16 protein-coding genes are annotated in these 14,454 nt (G+C 28.4%); 12 read left to right on the top strand and 4 right to left on the bottom strand.

Features of this window, described 5'->3' with window-relative positions:
- The first annotated feature begins 371 nt into the window (after nucleotides 1-371).
- The 6 genes from LXN10_RS04665 (at nucleotide 372) to LXN10_RS04640 (ending at nucleotide 5,132) form a co-directional block, all read left to right on the top strand.
- Entirely contained in the window at nucleotides 372-968 is a 597-nt protein-coding gene (locus LXN10_RS04665; RefSeq protein ID WP_375724734.1) for a peroxiredoxin, read from the top strand.
- Between the two features lie 176 nt (nucleotides 969-1,144).
- Entirely contained in the window at nucleotides 1,145-2,488 is a 1,344-nt protein-coding gene (gene rho, locus LXN10_RS04660; protein ID WP_375724733.1) for a transcription termination factor Rho, read from the top strand.
- Nucleotides 2,489-2,724: 236 nt separating this feature from the next.
- Nucleotides 2,725-2,970, top strand: coding sequence for a helix-turn-helix domain-containing protein (locus LXN10_RS04655; protein ID WP_375724732.1), 246 nt, complete (start codon nucleotides 2,725-2,727; stop codon nucleotides 2,968-2,970).
- Nucleotides 2,957-4,111, top strand: a complete 1,155-nt coding sequence (locus LXN10_RS04650) for a type II toxin-antitoxin system HipA family toxin (RefSeq protein WP_375724731.1) — start codon at nucleotides 2,957-2,959, stop codon at nucleotides 4,109-4,111. The genes LXN10_RS04655 and LXN10_RS04650 overlap by 14 nt, the downstream gene beginning before the upstream one ends.
- A 185-nt stretch (nucleotides 4,112-4,296) precedes the next feature.
- A complete protein-coding gene (locus LXN10_RS04645; protein ID WP_375724730.1) occupies nucleotides 4,297-4,524 on the top strand; it encodes a hypothetical protein in 228 nt (75 codons plus the stop codon).
- A 65-nt stretch (nucleotides 4,525-4,589) separates the two neighbouring features.
- Nucleotides 4,590-5,132, top strand: a complete 543-nt coding sequence (locus tag LXN10_RS04640; protein WP_375724729.1) for a DUF2971 domain-containing protein — start codon at nucleotides 4,590-4,592, stop codon at nucleotides 5,130-5,132.
- 285 nt (nucleotides 5,133-5,417) lie between these two features.
- On the opposite strand, the gene LXN10_RS04635 is transcribed toward LXN10_RS04640, so the two are convergent.
- Together LXN10_RS04635 and LXN10_RS04630 are read right to left on the bottom strand one after the other, a co-directional pair.
- Nucleotides 5,418-5,723 carry a CcdB family protein gene (locus LXN10_RS04635; RefSeq protein WP_375724728.1) on the bottom strand — a complete coding sequence of 102 codons (306 nt, stop codon included), beginning with the start codon at nucleotides 5,721-5,723 and terminating at the stop codon, nucleotides 5,418-5,420.
- Nucleotides 5,723-5,965: a type II toxin-antitoxin system CcdA family antitoxin gene (locus LXN10_RS04630; protein ID WP_375724727.1), complete on the bottom strand. Its 243-nt coding sequence runs from the start codon at nucleotides 5,963-5,965 to the stop codon at nucleotides 5,723-5,725. The genes LXN10_RS04635 and LXN10_RS04630 overlap by 1 nt, the downstream gene beginning before the upstream one ends.
- Nucleotides 5,966-6,057: 92 nt before the next feature.
- Here LXN10_RS04630 and LXN10_RS04625 point away from each other — a divergent pair, with 92 nt between their 5' ends.
- Complete coding sequence (locus LXN10_RS04625; RefSeq protein ID WP_375724726.1) at nucleotides 6,058-6,636, top strand: hypothetical protein; 579 nt, start codon at nucleotides 6,058-6,060, stop codon at nucleotides 6,634-6,636.
- On the opposite strand, the gene LXN10_RS04620 is transcribed toward LXN10_RS04625, so the two are convergent.
- The gene (locus LXN10_RS04620; protein WP_375724725.1) at nucleotides 6,637-7,293 is read right to left on the bottom strand and encodes a uracil-DNA glycosylase family protein; all 657 of its coding nucleotides are present in this window, start codon (nucleotides 7,291-7,293) and stop codon (nucleotides 6,637-6,639) included. It abuts the gene before it with no gap.
- A gap of 78 nt (nucleotides 7,294-7,371) precedes the next feature.
- On the opposite strand from LXN10_RS04620, the gene LXN10_RS04615 reads away from it, so the two are divergent.
- From LXN10_RS04615 to LXN10_RS04605, 3 genes are read left to right on the top strand one after another with little or no spacing between them, the layout of a single operon-like run.
- A complete protein-coding gene (locus tag LXN10_RS04615; RefSeq protein WP_375724724.1) occupies nucleotides 7,372-8,328 on the top strand; it encodes a methionine ABC transporter ATP-binding protein in 957 nt (318 codons plus the stop codon).
- The gene (locus LXN10_RS04610) at nucleotides 8,328-8,966 is read left to right on the top strand and encodes a methionine ABC transporter permease (RefSeq protein WP_375724723.1); all 639 of its coding nucleotides are present in this window, start codon (nucleotides 8,328-8,330) and stop codon (nucleotides 8,964-8,966) included. The genes LXN10_RS04615 and LXN10_RS04610 overlap by 1 nt, the downstream gene beginning before the upstream one ends.
- A 19-nt stretch (nucleotides 8,967-8,985) precedes the next feature.
- Nucleotides 8,986-9,792 (top strand): MetQ/NlpA family ABC transporter substrate-binding protein, encoded by an 807-nt coding sequence (locus LXN10_RS04605; protein ID WP_375724722.1) that lies wholly within the window; start codon nucleotides 8,986-8,988, stop codon nucleotides 9,790-9,792.
- A 38-nt stretch (nucleotides 9,793-9,830) separates the two neighbouring features.
- On the opposite strand, the gene LXN10_RS04600 is transcribed toward LXN10_RS04605, so the two are convergent.
- A complete protein-coding gene (locus LXN10_RS04600) occupies nucleotides 9,831-11,720 on the bottom strand; it encodes an ATP-binding protein (RefSeq protein WP_375724721.1) in 1,890 nt (629 codons plus the stop codon).
- Between the two features lie 105 nt (nucleotides 11,721-11,825).
- Here LXN10_RS04600 and murI point away from each other — a divergent pair, with 105 nt between their 5' ends.
- Together murI and LXN10_RS04590 are read left to right on the top strand one after the other, a co-directional pair.
- Nucleotides 11,826-12,626 (top strand): glutamate racemase, encoded by an 801-nt coding sequence (gene murI, locus LXN10_RS04595; RefSeq protein ID WP_375724720.1) that lies wholly within the window; start codon nucleotides 11,826-11,828, stop codon nucleotides 12,624-12,626.
- Nucleotides 12,619-14,439, top strand: a complete 1,821-nt coding sequence (locus LXN10_RS04590) for a DNA polymerase III subunit gamma/tau (protein ID WP_375724719.1) — start codon at nucleotides 12,619-12,621, stop codon at nucleotides 14,437-14,439. The genes murI and LXN10_RS04590 overlap by 8 nt, the downstream gene beginning before the upstream one ends.
- The last annotated feature ends 15 nt before the right edge of the window (nucleotides 14,440-14,454 follow it).

The raw sequence follows: 14,454 nt of genomic DNA, 5'->3' as shown, positions 1-14,454 counted from the left end.
GTATTTTTCTCTAAAAATAGACAGTTTTAGTCTGTTTTTTTAAAAAATTAAGTATTTTTATTAAAAATTAGTATATTTTCATTAAAAATAGTTAAAATTACCTCTATTTTTAAAAAAATTAAATTTAAATACTTATAATAGTGTATGACTTTTTTACACATTTATTATACTCATTATATATATGTAGTGAATTTTTGTTTGTGTGTATTAGTAATAATATATAAATATTAGTCAGTATTCTATCTTATGGATAATTTTTATCCTAAAATAAATTTTTTCTTAAATATAAAATTAAACATTATATTTGATGGTTCATTTTAGATTATTATATTATAATTACATCACTTAAAACTTAAATAAAGGAATAAAATATGTTAGTTACAAAAAAAGCTCCAGATTTTACAGCAACAGCTGTACTTGCAGACGGTCAAATAGTTGAGGATTTTAATTTATATGAAAATATTGGTGAAAAAGGTGCAGTTGTATTCTTTTACCCATTAGACTTTACATTTGTTTGTCCATCTGAAATCATTGCATTCTCAAAAAGAGCTGATGAATTCAAAGAAAGAGGAGTAACAGTTATTGGTGTTTCTGTTGATTCACAATTCTCACACTTTGCTTGGAGAGAAACTGCTGTTGAAAATGGTGGAATTGGAAGAGTTAAATTTCCATTAGTTGCTGACTTAAGTAAACAAATTTCAAAAGATTTTGATGTATTATTTGGTGAATCAGTTGCATTAAGAGGTTCTTTCCTAATTGATGCTGATGGAACTGTTAGACATGCAGTTATCAATGACTTACCATTAGGAAGAAACATTGATGAGATGATCAGAATGGTAGATACAATGTTATTTACAAATGAGCATGGTGAAGTTTGTCCTGCAGGATGGAACAAAGGTGACGAAGGTATGAAAGATACTACTGCTGGTGTTGCTGAATATTTATCTAAAAATGCTGATAAATTATAATAAATAGTTTAAATTATTAAAAAAAGGTGTCAAGAAATTGGCACCTTTTTTTTATTTAAATCAAAATATTTGACAATTTATGAAATAAAGACTAAAATTACACCACTTAAAATTCTAATCACAAGAATTAACTACAAAAAATCACTTTACTGAAAATGACAAAGGTCTAAATATAAATGGAAGAGACAACAACTCAAACTAAGAAGAATACTCCTGCAAAAGGAACTTCTAATGGCAGAAAAACTAGGACTCATATCCCTGTAGAAGGGCATACGATAGAAAAACTAAGAGAATTTCCTTTAGAAGAATTACTTCAAATAGCTAAAAAACTCGATGTTGAAAACCCACAGGAACTAAAACGACAAGAACTTATGTTCTCAATTTTGAAAACTCAAATCGACCAAGGTGGATTTATACTTTTCACAGGTATTTTAGAAATAAAAGATGGTGGATTTGGTTTTTTAAGAGCAATGGATGGAAATTTTTCTGATACTTCTAATGATTCTTATGTAAGTGCAACACAAATTAAGAAATTTGCACTAAGAACTGGGGATATTGTAACTGGACAAGTTAGGCCTCCAAATAAAGAGAGTGAAAAATATTATGCTCTACTTAAAATCGAAGCAATCAATTACCTACCAATCCACGAATCAAAAAACAGACCACTATTTGACAACTTAACACCTTTATACTCAACTGAAAAGTTTAAATTCGAATATGAATCACATAAAATGACAGGAAGAATCTTAGATTTATTCTCTCCTATGGGTAAAGGTCAAAGGGGACTAATCGTTGCTCCTCCAAAAACTGGTAAAACAGAACTTTTAAAAGAACTAGCACATGGTATTTCAAGAAATCACCCAGAAGCTCACTTAATGGTTTTACTAATTGATGAAAGACCAGAAGAAGTTACAGATATGCAAAGAAGTGTAAAAGGTGATGTTTACTCTTCTACTTTTGACTTACCTGCACAAAATCATGTAAGAGTTGCAGAAATTGTTATTGAAAAAGCAAAAAGAATGGTAGAGATGAAAAAAGATGTAGTTATCTTACTTGACTCAATCACAAGATTAGCAAGAGCATACAATACAGTAACACCAAGTAGCGGAAAAGTACTTTCAGGTGGGGTTGATGCAAATGCACTTCACAAACCAAAAAGATTTTTCGGAGCTGCTAGAAATATAGAAGAGGGTGGAAGTTTAACTATCATCTCAACTGCACTTATAGATACAGGTTCAAAAATGGACGAAGTTATTTTCGAAGAGTTCAAAGGTACAGGAAATAGTGAAGTTGTACTTAGCCGAGATGCTTCAAACAAAAGAGTTTACCCAGCTGTTGATATTATCAAATCAGGTACAAGAAAAGAAGAATTACTTCTTACTCCTGATATCTTACAAAAAACATGGATACTAAGAAATGCAATCGCAAGTATGGATGAAGTAGAAGCGTTGAAATTCCTTTATAGTAAGATGTTGAAAACGGCGAATAATGAAGACTTCTTTGCAGGTATGAACGAATAATAGTTTCATAAAACTGCCTCTTTTTGAAAATTTCCGCATCAGTGCGGAAATTTTGCTCGTCACATACTGCGTGTATGCTCCTATACAAAATTACCTTACTTCCTTGAACTTTACAAAAATAGTCAGCTTTCTGAAACTATTATAGTAAAATAATTTCTTACATAAATAAGAAGTATAATTCCTATTTAAGTTTAGAATAGCTATTATAAGAAATATACTTCATATAAAGGCAGATTTTGAATTTAATAGATTTAGGTCAGAAAATAAAAGAATTACGAAAAAGTAAAAATATTTCGCAAGCTCAATTAGAAGATTATTCAAATATAACAAAAAGAACTATCTCTAAAATAGAAAATGGCTTTATCGAAGAAGTGGGAATAAAAAAAGTTGAGACGATAGTTGATTTATTAGGCTATGAATTTAATATACGATTAAAAGATAGACCAAAAACTTTGGAAGAGTTACAAGATGAAAGAAAATAATTTAAAAGTATTTATCAACAAAAATAGTTGCGGTAATTTATATAAAGAAGAAGATAAATTTATTTTCAATTATAAAGATGATGCACAAGAGATACTCTCTTTAACTATGCCAATAAGAGCCCAGTCTTGGTCTTCTAAAAAACTTCATCCAATATTTCAAATGAATTTACCAGAGGGTGCTCTGAAAGATGTAATACGAAATCATTTTGCTAAAATTAAAACAATGGATGAAATGGGTTTTTTAGAATTAATTGGTCCATATGTTCTAGGGAGAGTTAAGTATAATGAAATTTTAAAAGATAAAGAAACACTCCAATTAGATGAAATCTTACACAATAATAGTGAGGATTTATTTGAAGAGTTAGTTGAAAAGTTTGCAATCACATCTGGTGTTTCAGGAGTACAACCCAAACTACTTTTAACTGCACAAAACAAAACAACAATGAAGTTTGAACACTATATCGTGAAATCTTGGACAAATGAATATCCTCAATTGGCAATCAATGAATACTTTTGCATGAGAGCTATTCAAAATGCAAATTTACAAACAGAGGAATTTTATCTGTCAGAAGATTTATCAATGTTTGTATGTAAGAGATTTGATGTAAATGAAGATAATAGTTATTTGGGTTTTGAAGATATGTGTGTATTAACAGCTAGAGGTACAGAAGAAAAATATGATGGTTCTTATGAAGAGATTGTAAAAGTTATAAAAGAAGTGATACCAATAGAAAATAGAAAAGATACATTAAAAACTTTTTTTAAAGCACTTATTATGAACCATCTATTGCAAAATGGAGATGGACATTTAAAAAATTATGGAATACTTTATAATAAAGATTTTACAGATTCATATTTTGCACCTATTTATGATGTAATCACAACTACTGTTTACATAAAAAAAGATATACCAGCACTCAGATTATCAGATGGAAAATTGTGGTGGAAAAATAAAACCTATAAAAATTTTGCAAAAAATTCTTGTATGATAAATAATAAAGAGTATGAGGAAATACTATATGAATGTAAAGAAGCCATTATTAAAACAAAAAAAGAAATAGATAATTTTAAAACGGATAAAGAAGAAGTGAGGTTGTTTTTGGAGAGGTTGAAAGAGATATGGCTAGAAGAGATAAAATAGCTTTATAAATTTGTCTTTTTTCCAAAATTTCTGCGTTAGCGCGGAAATTTTGCTCGTCACATACTACTTGTATGCTCCTCTCAAAATTACCACACTGCCTTGAACTTTTAAAAAATAGCCAATTTTCTAAAGCTATTTTGTTTTGTGTACAAGATATTTTAATATGCTTTCTTTTATAATGTTACATGAACAATGAATTACCCTCTTCTCTATATAAATATCAAGCTATTAAAAATATAAATAATCTATCAGAAGATAGAAGTATACAAAACTTATTTAATCGTCAAATTATATTTTCATCACGTAAAAACTTTAATGACCCTTTTGATTCAAAAATTGATTTGATTTTCCCTACTTTAACTGAAATAAAAATGTTAAGAAAAAAGTTGTACCAAAACAAAAAAAAGAAGTGAGCTCCTTTTATAATAAGAGTAATTGGACAAAAGAATTTTCAAACTTTTCTAGGAAAATAGTTGATATGTTTAACAAAGTTATAGATAATGATAGAATACTATGTTTGTCAGAAAATGGAACAAATAATTTAATGTGGGGACATTATGCTAATTCTCATAAAGGTTTTATAATAGAGTTTGATACAAGATATTTAAAAGAACCTATAAGGATTAAATATACAAAAGAGATACAGTCTTTAAAATTAATGACATACATTGAATATTATTTTACTAAAAATAAGATTTTAGGTAAACAAATAGGAAAAGAAATAATGGAAGCATTAGGATGTAAGTTATATGATTGGGAATATGAAGAAGAGTATAGAATAATCCTTTCTAATGAACCACGAAAGAATTTGTTAGTTTGTGATAAAGAAAATTACTCAATAATTCGATATCCTAATAAACCTATTGTAAAATCTATAATATTTGGTTGTAGAATGCCTAAAGAAGTTCGTCAATATATTATTGACAAGATACCATACCAAGTAAAGTTTAAAGAAGTAATTGAATTGAAAAGCAAACTTAAGATAGTTGATTATAAAGGAACAGATTTATATATAAAGTAAAACCTTTTATAGTAAAAATTAGGTTGGAGCTAAATCCCAACATCTACAGAAGCCGAGTATTTATTTTTCTCTTTTCTAAACAAGATTGACAACTGTGTGAGTGTTTAAAAGTTCCTAAATGGAAGTTTTAATAAACGAGTTTTGTCAAGCAGAAAAGATAAAAATAATAAGTGAGGGGAACCCGAAGGGCTTCGCAGCCGTTGTCTTTTTTGCTTACTTTTTTGAGACCAAAAAGTAAGAGAAGCGGAGACCTTTAGGTCTCCAAGAAAGAAAATTAATTAAACTTTAAAACCCATAAATTAAAAAATCAATAGAATTCTTTATCTCATCTTTTTGTTCTTCTAAACTTACAACTTTATTTTGTAAGTCAGTAATAGGCACAGAACCTATTTGTGCGGTGAACATATAAACAAGTTGTTCATTGATTATAAACTCTTTTGTTAATCCTTGAATTGTTTTTTTATAGATAGTCAAAGGAATCACAACTCTTGAAGATAATGATTTTAGAATATCATTTTGAACATCTAAAAGATACGGAAATTTTTTATTGCTATTTGAATCTTCATTTTTATATACATCAAATTGTGCCATTAAAATGCTCTCCGGTGTTGTAATACTAATCCATCTTCCTCAACACTTTTGTTATATTCTTCTATGGCTTCTTTATTTTCTTTCTCCCAATTCTTTCTTTTTTCTTCTTTATTCTGTAATCCAAGATATGAATGTAGGGCTTCTCTTATTATTTGAGTCTTTTTTTTACCCGTTGTTTTTGAATTTTGATTTAATTCTTCAACTAACGATTCTTCTAAGGTTATGGTCATTTTTTTAGTCATGTAAAATCCTTTACCATATTTTACCATATTTAATTTAAATTTTAAAATTATGTATTATGTGTTTCTTTTATCTCAAATGCTATAATACTCCCATGCACAAAAAATTACAAAAATACATAGAATCATACGATTTATTACAAAATACAAATACTTACGAACTCGCACCAAATGGTGGAATGATAGTTTTAATGAACCTAAATAAAAGATGTGAAGTTCTTATTCACGATGAACTTTTTATTTTGGAAAGTTTTCACGCCATTTTAATCAATGCTTATGAAGAATCTGTGATTATAAAATCTGTTGAGAATATCAATTTAGCCGTCATAAGATTTAAAGGTGCTGGGGCTTCTTTTTTTTATGAAGAGTTTATGGATGAACTTATGCACCATGATAAAGAGCCTGTTTATTTGCAAAAAGATATTTTGAATACTTTTGATGATTTTGAATCAAATTTAGACACTTATTTTCAAAATGGTTTTAAGCCTAGTAAATCTCAGTTTGGTGTTATGAGAATAATTGAGTTAGTTGAAGAAAAGGATGGTAATTATGATATGGAAGAGGTGTTGCGTATAGCAAATGTTCCTAGGAAAATCTTTGATAAGGTATTTAGGTGGCATGTTGGACTTGCACTTAAAAATTATGCAAGTATTCGAAAAGAGATATTGCAATAGTTATTTAAAAACTTTTTCATACTGCTCAAGTCTAAAATCAAAGGTTGTGTAGTTTGGATTTTCTTTTTTCATTTTTTTATAATATGCATTTGCTCCTATACTTCTATTTGCTGCATTTGATGGAGAAGTTAGGCTTATGGTTTGTATGACTCTATTATCATATTCAAATTGATGTTTTTTTGGTATCTTATCTAAGACTATTTCTAGGCTTATGTTCTGTTTTTTTAGGATTTGTCTAAGAAAATATTCTGGGGAGTTTTTACATAATCCTCCTGTGAAGATTATGGTTTTGATGTTTTTATACTCTTTTATATATCCTAAGATATCTCTTAGAATTATTTCACTCATTCCAATATCACTTGCGTCTATTTTTTCTCTTTTACAAGACTCTACAATATCGCAAATACCTATTTTATGTTTTAGTAAAAACTCTTTTCTTTTATTTATCTCTTCTTTTGTATTTTCAAAGGCTAAGTTTAGATTGAAGATTTTATTCCATGCTTGCCAAAGCAAGTTATCCTTTGAACCATAACAAAAGTTTACATCTTTTTCTTTGAATTCATTTGTACAAAATCTTGGAGGTGGTAGAGTTCCTACTATGATTTTTTCTGTGCTATGATTTAAAAATGGTTCATATGGGTGAAAATGCTCAAACAAAAAAGACCTTTATGCTGTGATTTAACATGTATTTTATCAAATTTTATATACTATTTCCCCCTTGAATAAGGAATACAAATGATAAGTATAAAAAACTTGAATAAATACTTTGGTGATACACAAGTTTTAAATAATATTTCAATTGATATAAAAAAAGGTGAGATTTTTGCTATCGTAGGGCATAGTGGTGCTGGAAAATCTACTTTAATGAGATGTATAAATGGACTTGAAGATTATAGTGATGGTTCATTGCAAGTAAATGGTAAAGAGATAAAAGAGTTAGGTAAAGAAGAGTTAAGAGCATTTCGAAAAAATATTGGAATGATATTTCAACACTTTTCACTAATTCAGCGAAAAACTGTATTTGAAAATGTGGCTTTACCAATGCAACTTTGGGGATATACTAAAGATGAAATTGCAAAAAAAGTAAAAGATTTATTAGCCCTTGTAGGCTTAGATGAAAAGCTTGATTCTTATCCAAGTGAATTAAGTGGTGGTCAAAAACAGCGAGTCGCTATTGCTAGGGCTTTGACTTTAGACCCTGATGTTTTACTTTCAGATGAAGCAACATCAGCACTTGACCCAAATACTACTACATCGATTTTGAATTTATTAAAAGAGATTAATGATAAACTAAATATCACAATAGTACTTGTAACACATGAAATGGAAGTTGTGAAACAAATAGCTCAAAGGGCTTTGTTATTAGAGCATGGAAATATTATCGGTTTTGATGATACGGAAGAGCTATTTTTAAAACCAGATGAGCAGATGAAACACTTCTTAGGTGAAACGGAAGTTGTACCTAATGAAGGGGTAAATATAAAAATATATTTCCCAAAAGACAATGTCTTTCAATCCTTTATTACAAAGATGGCAAGAGAGCTAGATATGGATTTTGATATTGTTTGGGGAAAACTTGAAGAGATAAACACACATATTGTGGGTAACATGGTTATAAATATAAAAGATGAACAAAAAGTCTCAGTAATCAATTATCTAAAAGAGCATGATATTATTTGGGAGGCGTTGTAATGAGTGAGATTTTATTACCAGCCCTAGTAGAGACTATTTATATGTCTTTGGTATCTACTTTTTTTGCAATTGTTATTGGCTTTATTTTAGCTATTATTTTAATCTTGACTTCAAGTGGTGGACTAAGAGAAAATCAAAAAATATATTCAATCTTAGATGTGATTATAAATACTTTGCGATCTTTTCCTTTCATTATTTTGATGATTGTACTTTTTCCCTTGACAAAGTTTTTGATAGGAAAAAGTATAGGTACCACAGCTGCTATTATACCTTTGACAATAGGTGCTGCTCCTTTTATCGCAAGATTGATTGAGAGTGCTTTAAAAGAAGTTGATACAGGTGTTGTGGAAGCTGCAAAATCATTTGGGGCAAGTGATTGGCAAATAATATTTAAAGTCATGTGTGTGGAAGCTTTACCTTCAATAATTTCAGCTATTACTCTAACTTTAATTACAGTAATAGGATTTTCTGCAATGGCTGGAGCTGTTGGTGGTGGAGGATTGGGTGATGTTGCCATAAAATATGGATATTATAGGTTCCAAAGTGATACTATGATTTATACAGTTATTGTACTTATTGCCTTAGTTCAAGGTGTTCAAAGTTTGGGCGATTATTTATATAAAATTACAAAAAAATAAAATTTATAAAAGGAAAAGAATGATTAAAAATATTTTAAAATTTGCACTTTTGGGTGCTGTTGTATTTGGATTTGTAGCTTGTACAGATTCTAAAGAAGAAAAAGTAGAGAAAAAAACAGTTATTAAAGTTGGGGCTACTCCTGTACCTCATGCTGAGATTTTAGAGTTTGCTAAACCATTATTAAAAGCAAAAGGTTATGATTTACAAATTGTTGAATTTACTGATTATGTAACTCCTAATGTGGCAGTTGATGAGGGAGAATTAGATGCAAACTTTTTCCAACATTTACCATATTTAAAAGAGTTTAATAAAAATAAAAATACTCACCTAGTAAAAACAGTAAATGTACACTTAGAGCCAATGGGAATATATTCTAAAAAAATCAAATCTTTAGATGACTTAGAAGATGGTGCAACAATTGCAGTTCCAAATGACCCTACAAATGAAAGTAGAGCTTTAGATATGTTAGTAGAACAAGGTTTATTAACATTTAATGATGTTGATTTCAAAACTGTAGTTGATATAAAAACAAATCCAAAAAATCTTAAAATCAAAGAGATAGATGCTCCACAATTACCAAGAGTACTTGATGAAGTTGATGCTGCGATTATCAATACAAACTATGCATTACCAGCTGGATTAAATCCAATTCAAGATGCATTAGTACTTGAATCAATAGATTCTCCATATGCAAATATTGTAGTTGTAAAAGAGGGTAATGAAAACAAACTTTATATTAAAGCTTTAGATGAAGTTTTAAATTCAAAAGAAGTTAAAAAATTCATTACTGATAAATATAAAGGTTCTATAATACCTGCATTTTAGGTAGAAGTAAAAGACTTGCAAGCCAAGTCTTTTACATTTTAAGCATTAAACTCTATTGTAAATTTAGCTCCTAGATACTCTTTATCTTCATATGTAAAAGTGTGATTTTCAACTTTTATTTGACCTTCAAAATGTTTTACGATAATTTCTTCACTCATATATAAACCGATCCCTGTACCTATTGATTTATCTTTTGTAGTAAAATATGGTTCAAATATTTTATCTATTATGCTTTCTTTTATTCCTCCACCATTATCCATTATTTCGAAGATAATTTTAGTATCTTTTTTATAGGCATTTATAAAAATGAATTTATCTATTTCTGTTGATTTAGCAAGTTGATCTCTTGCATTATTTAAAAGGTTTATAAGTACTTGTAAAAACTCATTTTCAAAATTAACTATTGTTATGTCAGAGATATTTTTGATGACTTCTATATTTTCACTTTCATATCTTTTTTTTACAAGATTTAGAGTTTTTTTAACTACATGTGCTATTTTAAACTCTGTTTTTTCCCTACTTGGGGTATAGAAGTTTCTAAAATCTTCAATTGTATCAGATAAGTATTGAGTTGATTGTGTTATTTGTTCTAAAGTATTTATTAAAAACTCATCATCTAAATCGTCAATTGATTTTTTTAAAAGTAATCCAGAAGAAGCAGTACTAATGACACTTAATGGTTGTCTCCATTGGTGTGAAATATTTGCAGTCATTTCACCAATTGCTGCCATTTTTGACTGTTGGTATATTATTTCAGACTTTTCTTTTAATTCAGTAATATTCAAGGCCGAGCCATAAATCAATCCATTTTCTTGAAGAGTATTTGCAGACCAAGCAAGGGTTTTGTATGAACCATTTTTATGTTTGTACCTATTTTCGAAAAAAAGAAGATCGTATCCTTCTTCAAGTTCTTTCATTGCTACAAGAGTCTTATCAATGTCATGGGGATGAACTAGACTTAGGTAGTTAGTATTTACAATTTCATCTGCTTTGTATCCTAAAATTTTCTCCCACCCTGAGTTTACTTGGAGGATATTTCCTTTAAAGTCAGCGATTAAAAATATATTAATAGGCAGTTCAAAAAACTTGCTAAAGTTTGTTTCTACATTTTTTAGTTTTTTTTCTAATTTTTCATTTAATTTTTCATTTTCATTTAAAGTAAGCATTAATTTTTTTCTTAATATAAAAAGGATTAATATAAAAAGAGCTAAAACTATGCCCCTATAATAAGTAAGATTATATGTATTTTTTCTATGTACTCTTATAAGATAGCTTTTTTCTTTTTTAATTATATTATTTAAACGGTTTAACGGAATACCTGTTCCTATAATCCAATCCATATTTTTATAAAGTTTTGCATAAGATAATTTTTTAGTTATCTCTGATGTATTTAATTGCTTGAAATAATACTCATAAAATATCTCTTTATATTTATTTATTCCGTTTAATGCCTCAAGATAGTGAAGATTACCTTTTATATCTGCTGTTTTTGTTGATAAGTAGGAACCTTCACTATCTTTTAGGTTTGGATTGATAGTTCTAATTGCAAAATTATCTCCACCATTGTAGTTAATGACTTTATATATCCATGTATATCTAGTCTTATCTTGAATATTATTGTAAAGATATTTTCTCATTTTAGTTATAAGTATTTTTCTATTTTTCTCATTTAGGCTTAAATTATAATTTGATTCTTTTTTTTGCTCATTTAGAAGATTATTATAGATTGTATCAATATATACAATAGTATTATTGACAGACTCTTTTAGTCTTTGTTTATATTCATTTTTTATGGAAGCTTCTAAGGTATTTAGTTGTTCATTTAAGAGGTTATTTTGATATTTTACATCTAAGTAAATGGATATGCTAAATAGTGCTAATATTAAAAGTATTGATGAAAATATTAAAATATTTAATTTATTTTTCATACTAAGCTCCATTTCATTTATTATATCAAATTATATTTCTTTTTACTAATGATTTTATATAAAAACTTATGTTAGAATATTTTCTTATTATGAAAAAGGTATAACTTGAAAGTAGGCGTATTTGATTCTGGAATTGGTGGTTTAACAGTGGTTAAAGCCATAACAGAAGTACTAAAAGGTGCTGAGATTTTTTATATTGCAGATACAAAGTTTGCACCATATGGAGAAAAATCAAAAGAGCAGATATTAAAACATAGTTTTGATATTGCAAATTATTTAGTTAAAACACACAATATTGATGCTTTAGTTGTTGCTTGTAATACTGCAACTTCAGCTGCAATCAAAGAGTTAAGAGAACACTTTCCAAATCTTATAGTCATAGGAACAGAGCCTGGCATAAAACCAGCAATTTCTTTAAGTAAAAATGGGAAAATAGGAATTTTAGCAACACCTGCAACTTTAAAGGGTGAAAAGTATCAATTACTTGTTGATAAGCTTTCAACTTCAAGTTCAAATATTACTTTACATGAACAAGCTTGTCCGGGGTTGGTTCAGCAAATTGAAAATGGTGATATTGAGACTGAAAAGACCTTTGAGATGTTGCAAAATTGGTTAAAGCCTATGAGAGAAGAGGGTGTTGATACTATAGTTTTAGGATGTACTCATTATCCTTTAGTTGGAAATGTAATAAAAAAAATAATGGGTGAAAATACAAATCTAATAGAAACAGGTTATGCTATAGCAAATAGATTAAAAGATTTATCTAAAAATTGTGGACATTTTAATGATGGTGTATTGAAAGTAAATGTATACTTCACTTCAGAAATAAATGAGATAATGATAAGTAAAATATTAAATTCATGGAATAATGGTGGGAAAATAGTGGTAAGGAATATAAATGAGTGAGAACCAAAATTCACAAAAAAGAGTTTTAGCCTTAAAATATAGACCAAAGAGATTTGAAGATTTAGTTGGTCAAGGAACAGTTTCTCAAACACTATCATTAGCGTTAGACTCAAATAGATTATCACATGCATATTTATTTTCAGGGCTTAGAGGTAGTGGAAAAACTTCGACTGCAAGAATTATGGCAAAAGCTCTGTTGTGTTCAAATGGTCCTACTTCAAAACCTTGTGAAGTATGTGAGAACTGTGTGAGTGCAAATACTAATCGTCACTTAGATATTATAGAAATGGATGCTGCTAGTAATAGGGGTATTGATGATATTAAAGATTTGATAGAACATACTAAATATAAACCAAGCAGTGCTAGATTTAAAGTGTTTATTATCGATGAGGTTCATATGCTTACAACTCAAGCATTTAATGCTCTATTAAAAACACTTGAAGAACCTCCAGGATTTGTAAAATTTATTTTAGCAACTACTGATCCACTAAAATTACCAGCAACTATTTTAAGTAGAACTCAACACTTTAGATTTAAAAAAATCTCTCAAAAAGATGTAATGAATCATTTAACTCATATTTTAAATGAAGAAGAAATAGAGTTTGAAACAGAAGCTTTAGAAATCGTTTCAAGAAGTGGACAAGGAAGTTTAAGAGATACTCTTACTTTACTTGACCAAGCAATTATATTTGCAAAAGGAAAAGTTACTACAACAGCTGTTGTTGATATGTTAGGACTTATTGACCCAGAGTTTTTAGATAAACTTTTTGATGTGGTTTTATCTTGTGGAGATATAACTCCTATAGTTGAAACACTTGAAGAGTATGAAGCTGGTTCTGTTTGTGATGAGATGACAATTTATTTAAAAAACAAAATGCTATATGGAAAAGACCCAAAATTTAATATCTTTTTATATGATAGATTTTTTAGAATTTTAGGGGATGCTAAACATCTTTTATCACTAAATTCTGATCCAACATTTGTATTGATTTTAACACTATCAAAAATGAGTGAAGCTACAAATTTAAAAACATTGGACGAAATCATTGATGAAGTACAAGCTTCTCCTATAAAAGAGCAATCTAGTTTATCAAATGCAAATAAAATGACAAGTGCAGTTAATGAAAAAGTAGTAATGCAACATGCAAAAGAAGAATTACCAAATACCCAAACACAAGTACCAGTAGCAAAAGAAGTTTTAGAAACTCCAAAAGAGCAAATTGTACAAGCTATTAAAGAAGTACAAGTAGAAGTTGAAAAACCACAAGAAATTGTAGACCCAAATGTTGAGTTATATGGTGAACTTACAAAAAAAGTTTATGAGAGAAATCATGACTTGGGAGAGTGTTTTGAAAAAAACTTTATTTTTGAAAGTTTTGAAAACAATATTTTAAAAATAGTATCTTATGCCCAAGATGATGATAGAAAATTTTTGTATAAATATTTTGGTATTATTAAAACCTTTGCAAAAGATGTCTTTGGTATGAATATTGATTTAGAGTTTAAAAAAGGTGAGATTCCAGAGCAAAAAAAAAATGATGTAATTCCCAAAAAAGTAGAAATAAATACACCTGATATAAGTGAAGAAGATGTTAATTTAGACTATGAAAATGAGGAAGAACAAGAAGAAATAGGCTCTATGGTAGAAGATGTGGGAATGGGTGCAGGATGTGTTGGAAGTATGCATGATACGGTTGATCCAAAACCTTCACAAAGAGAGCTTCAAATGGAAGAATTACTAAATTCTTCTATGTTAAATAAAGCCAAAGAGTTATTTGATATAAAAAAAATAACAGTAAAAACAAAAATATAAATTTTAGGAGGTATT

Origin of the sequence: Arcobacter iocasae (assembly GCF_042214795.1) — a bacterium.
Lineage (GTDB): Bacteria > Campylobacterota > Campylobacteria > Campylobacterales > Arcobacteraceae > Arcobacter > Arcobacter iocasae.
The sequence above is the reverse complement of the archived record's forward strand: the minus strand, read 5'-3'. Positions and strand labels throughout refer to the sequence as shown.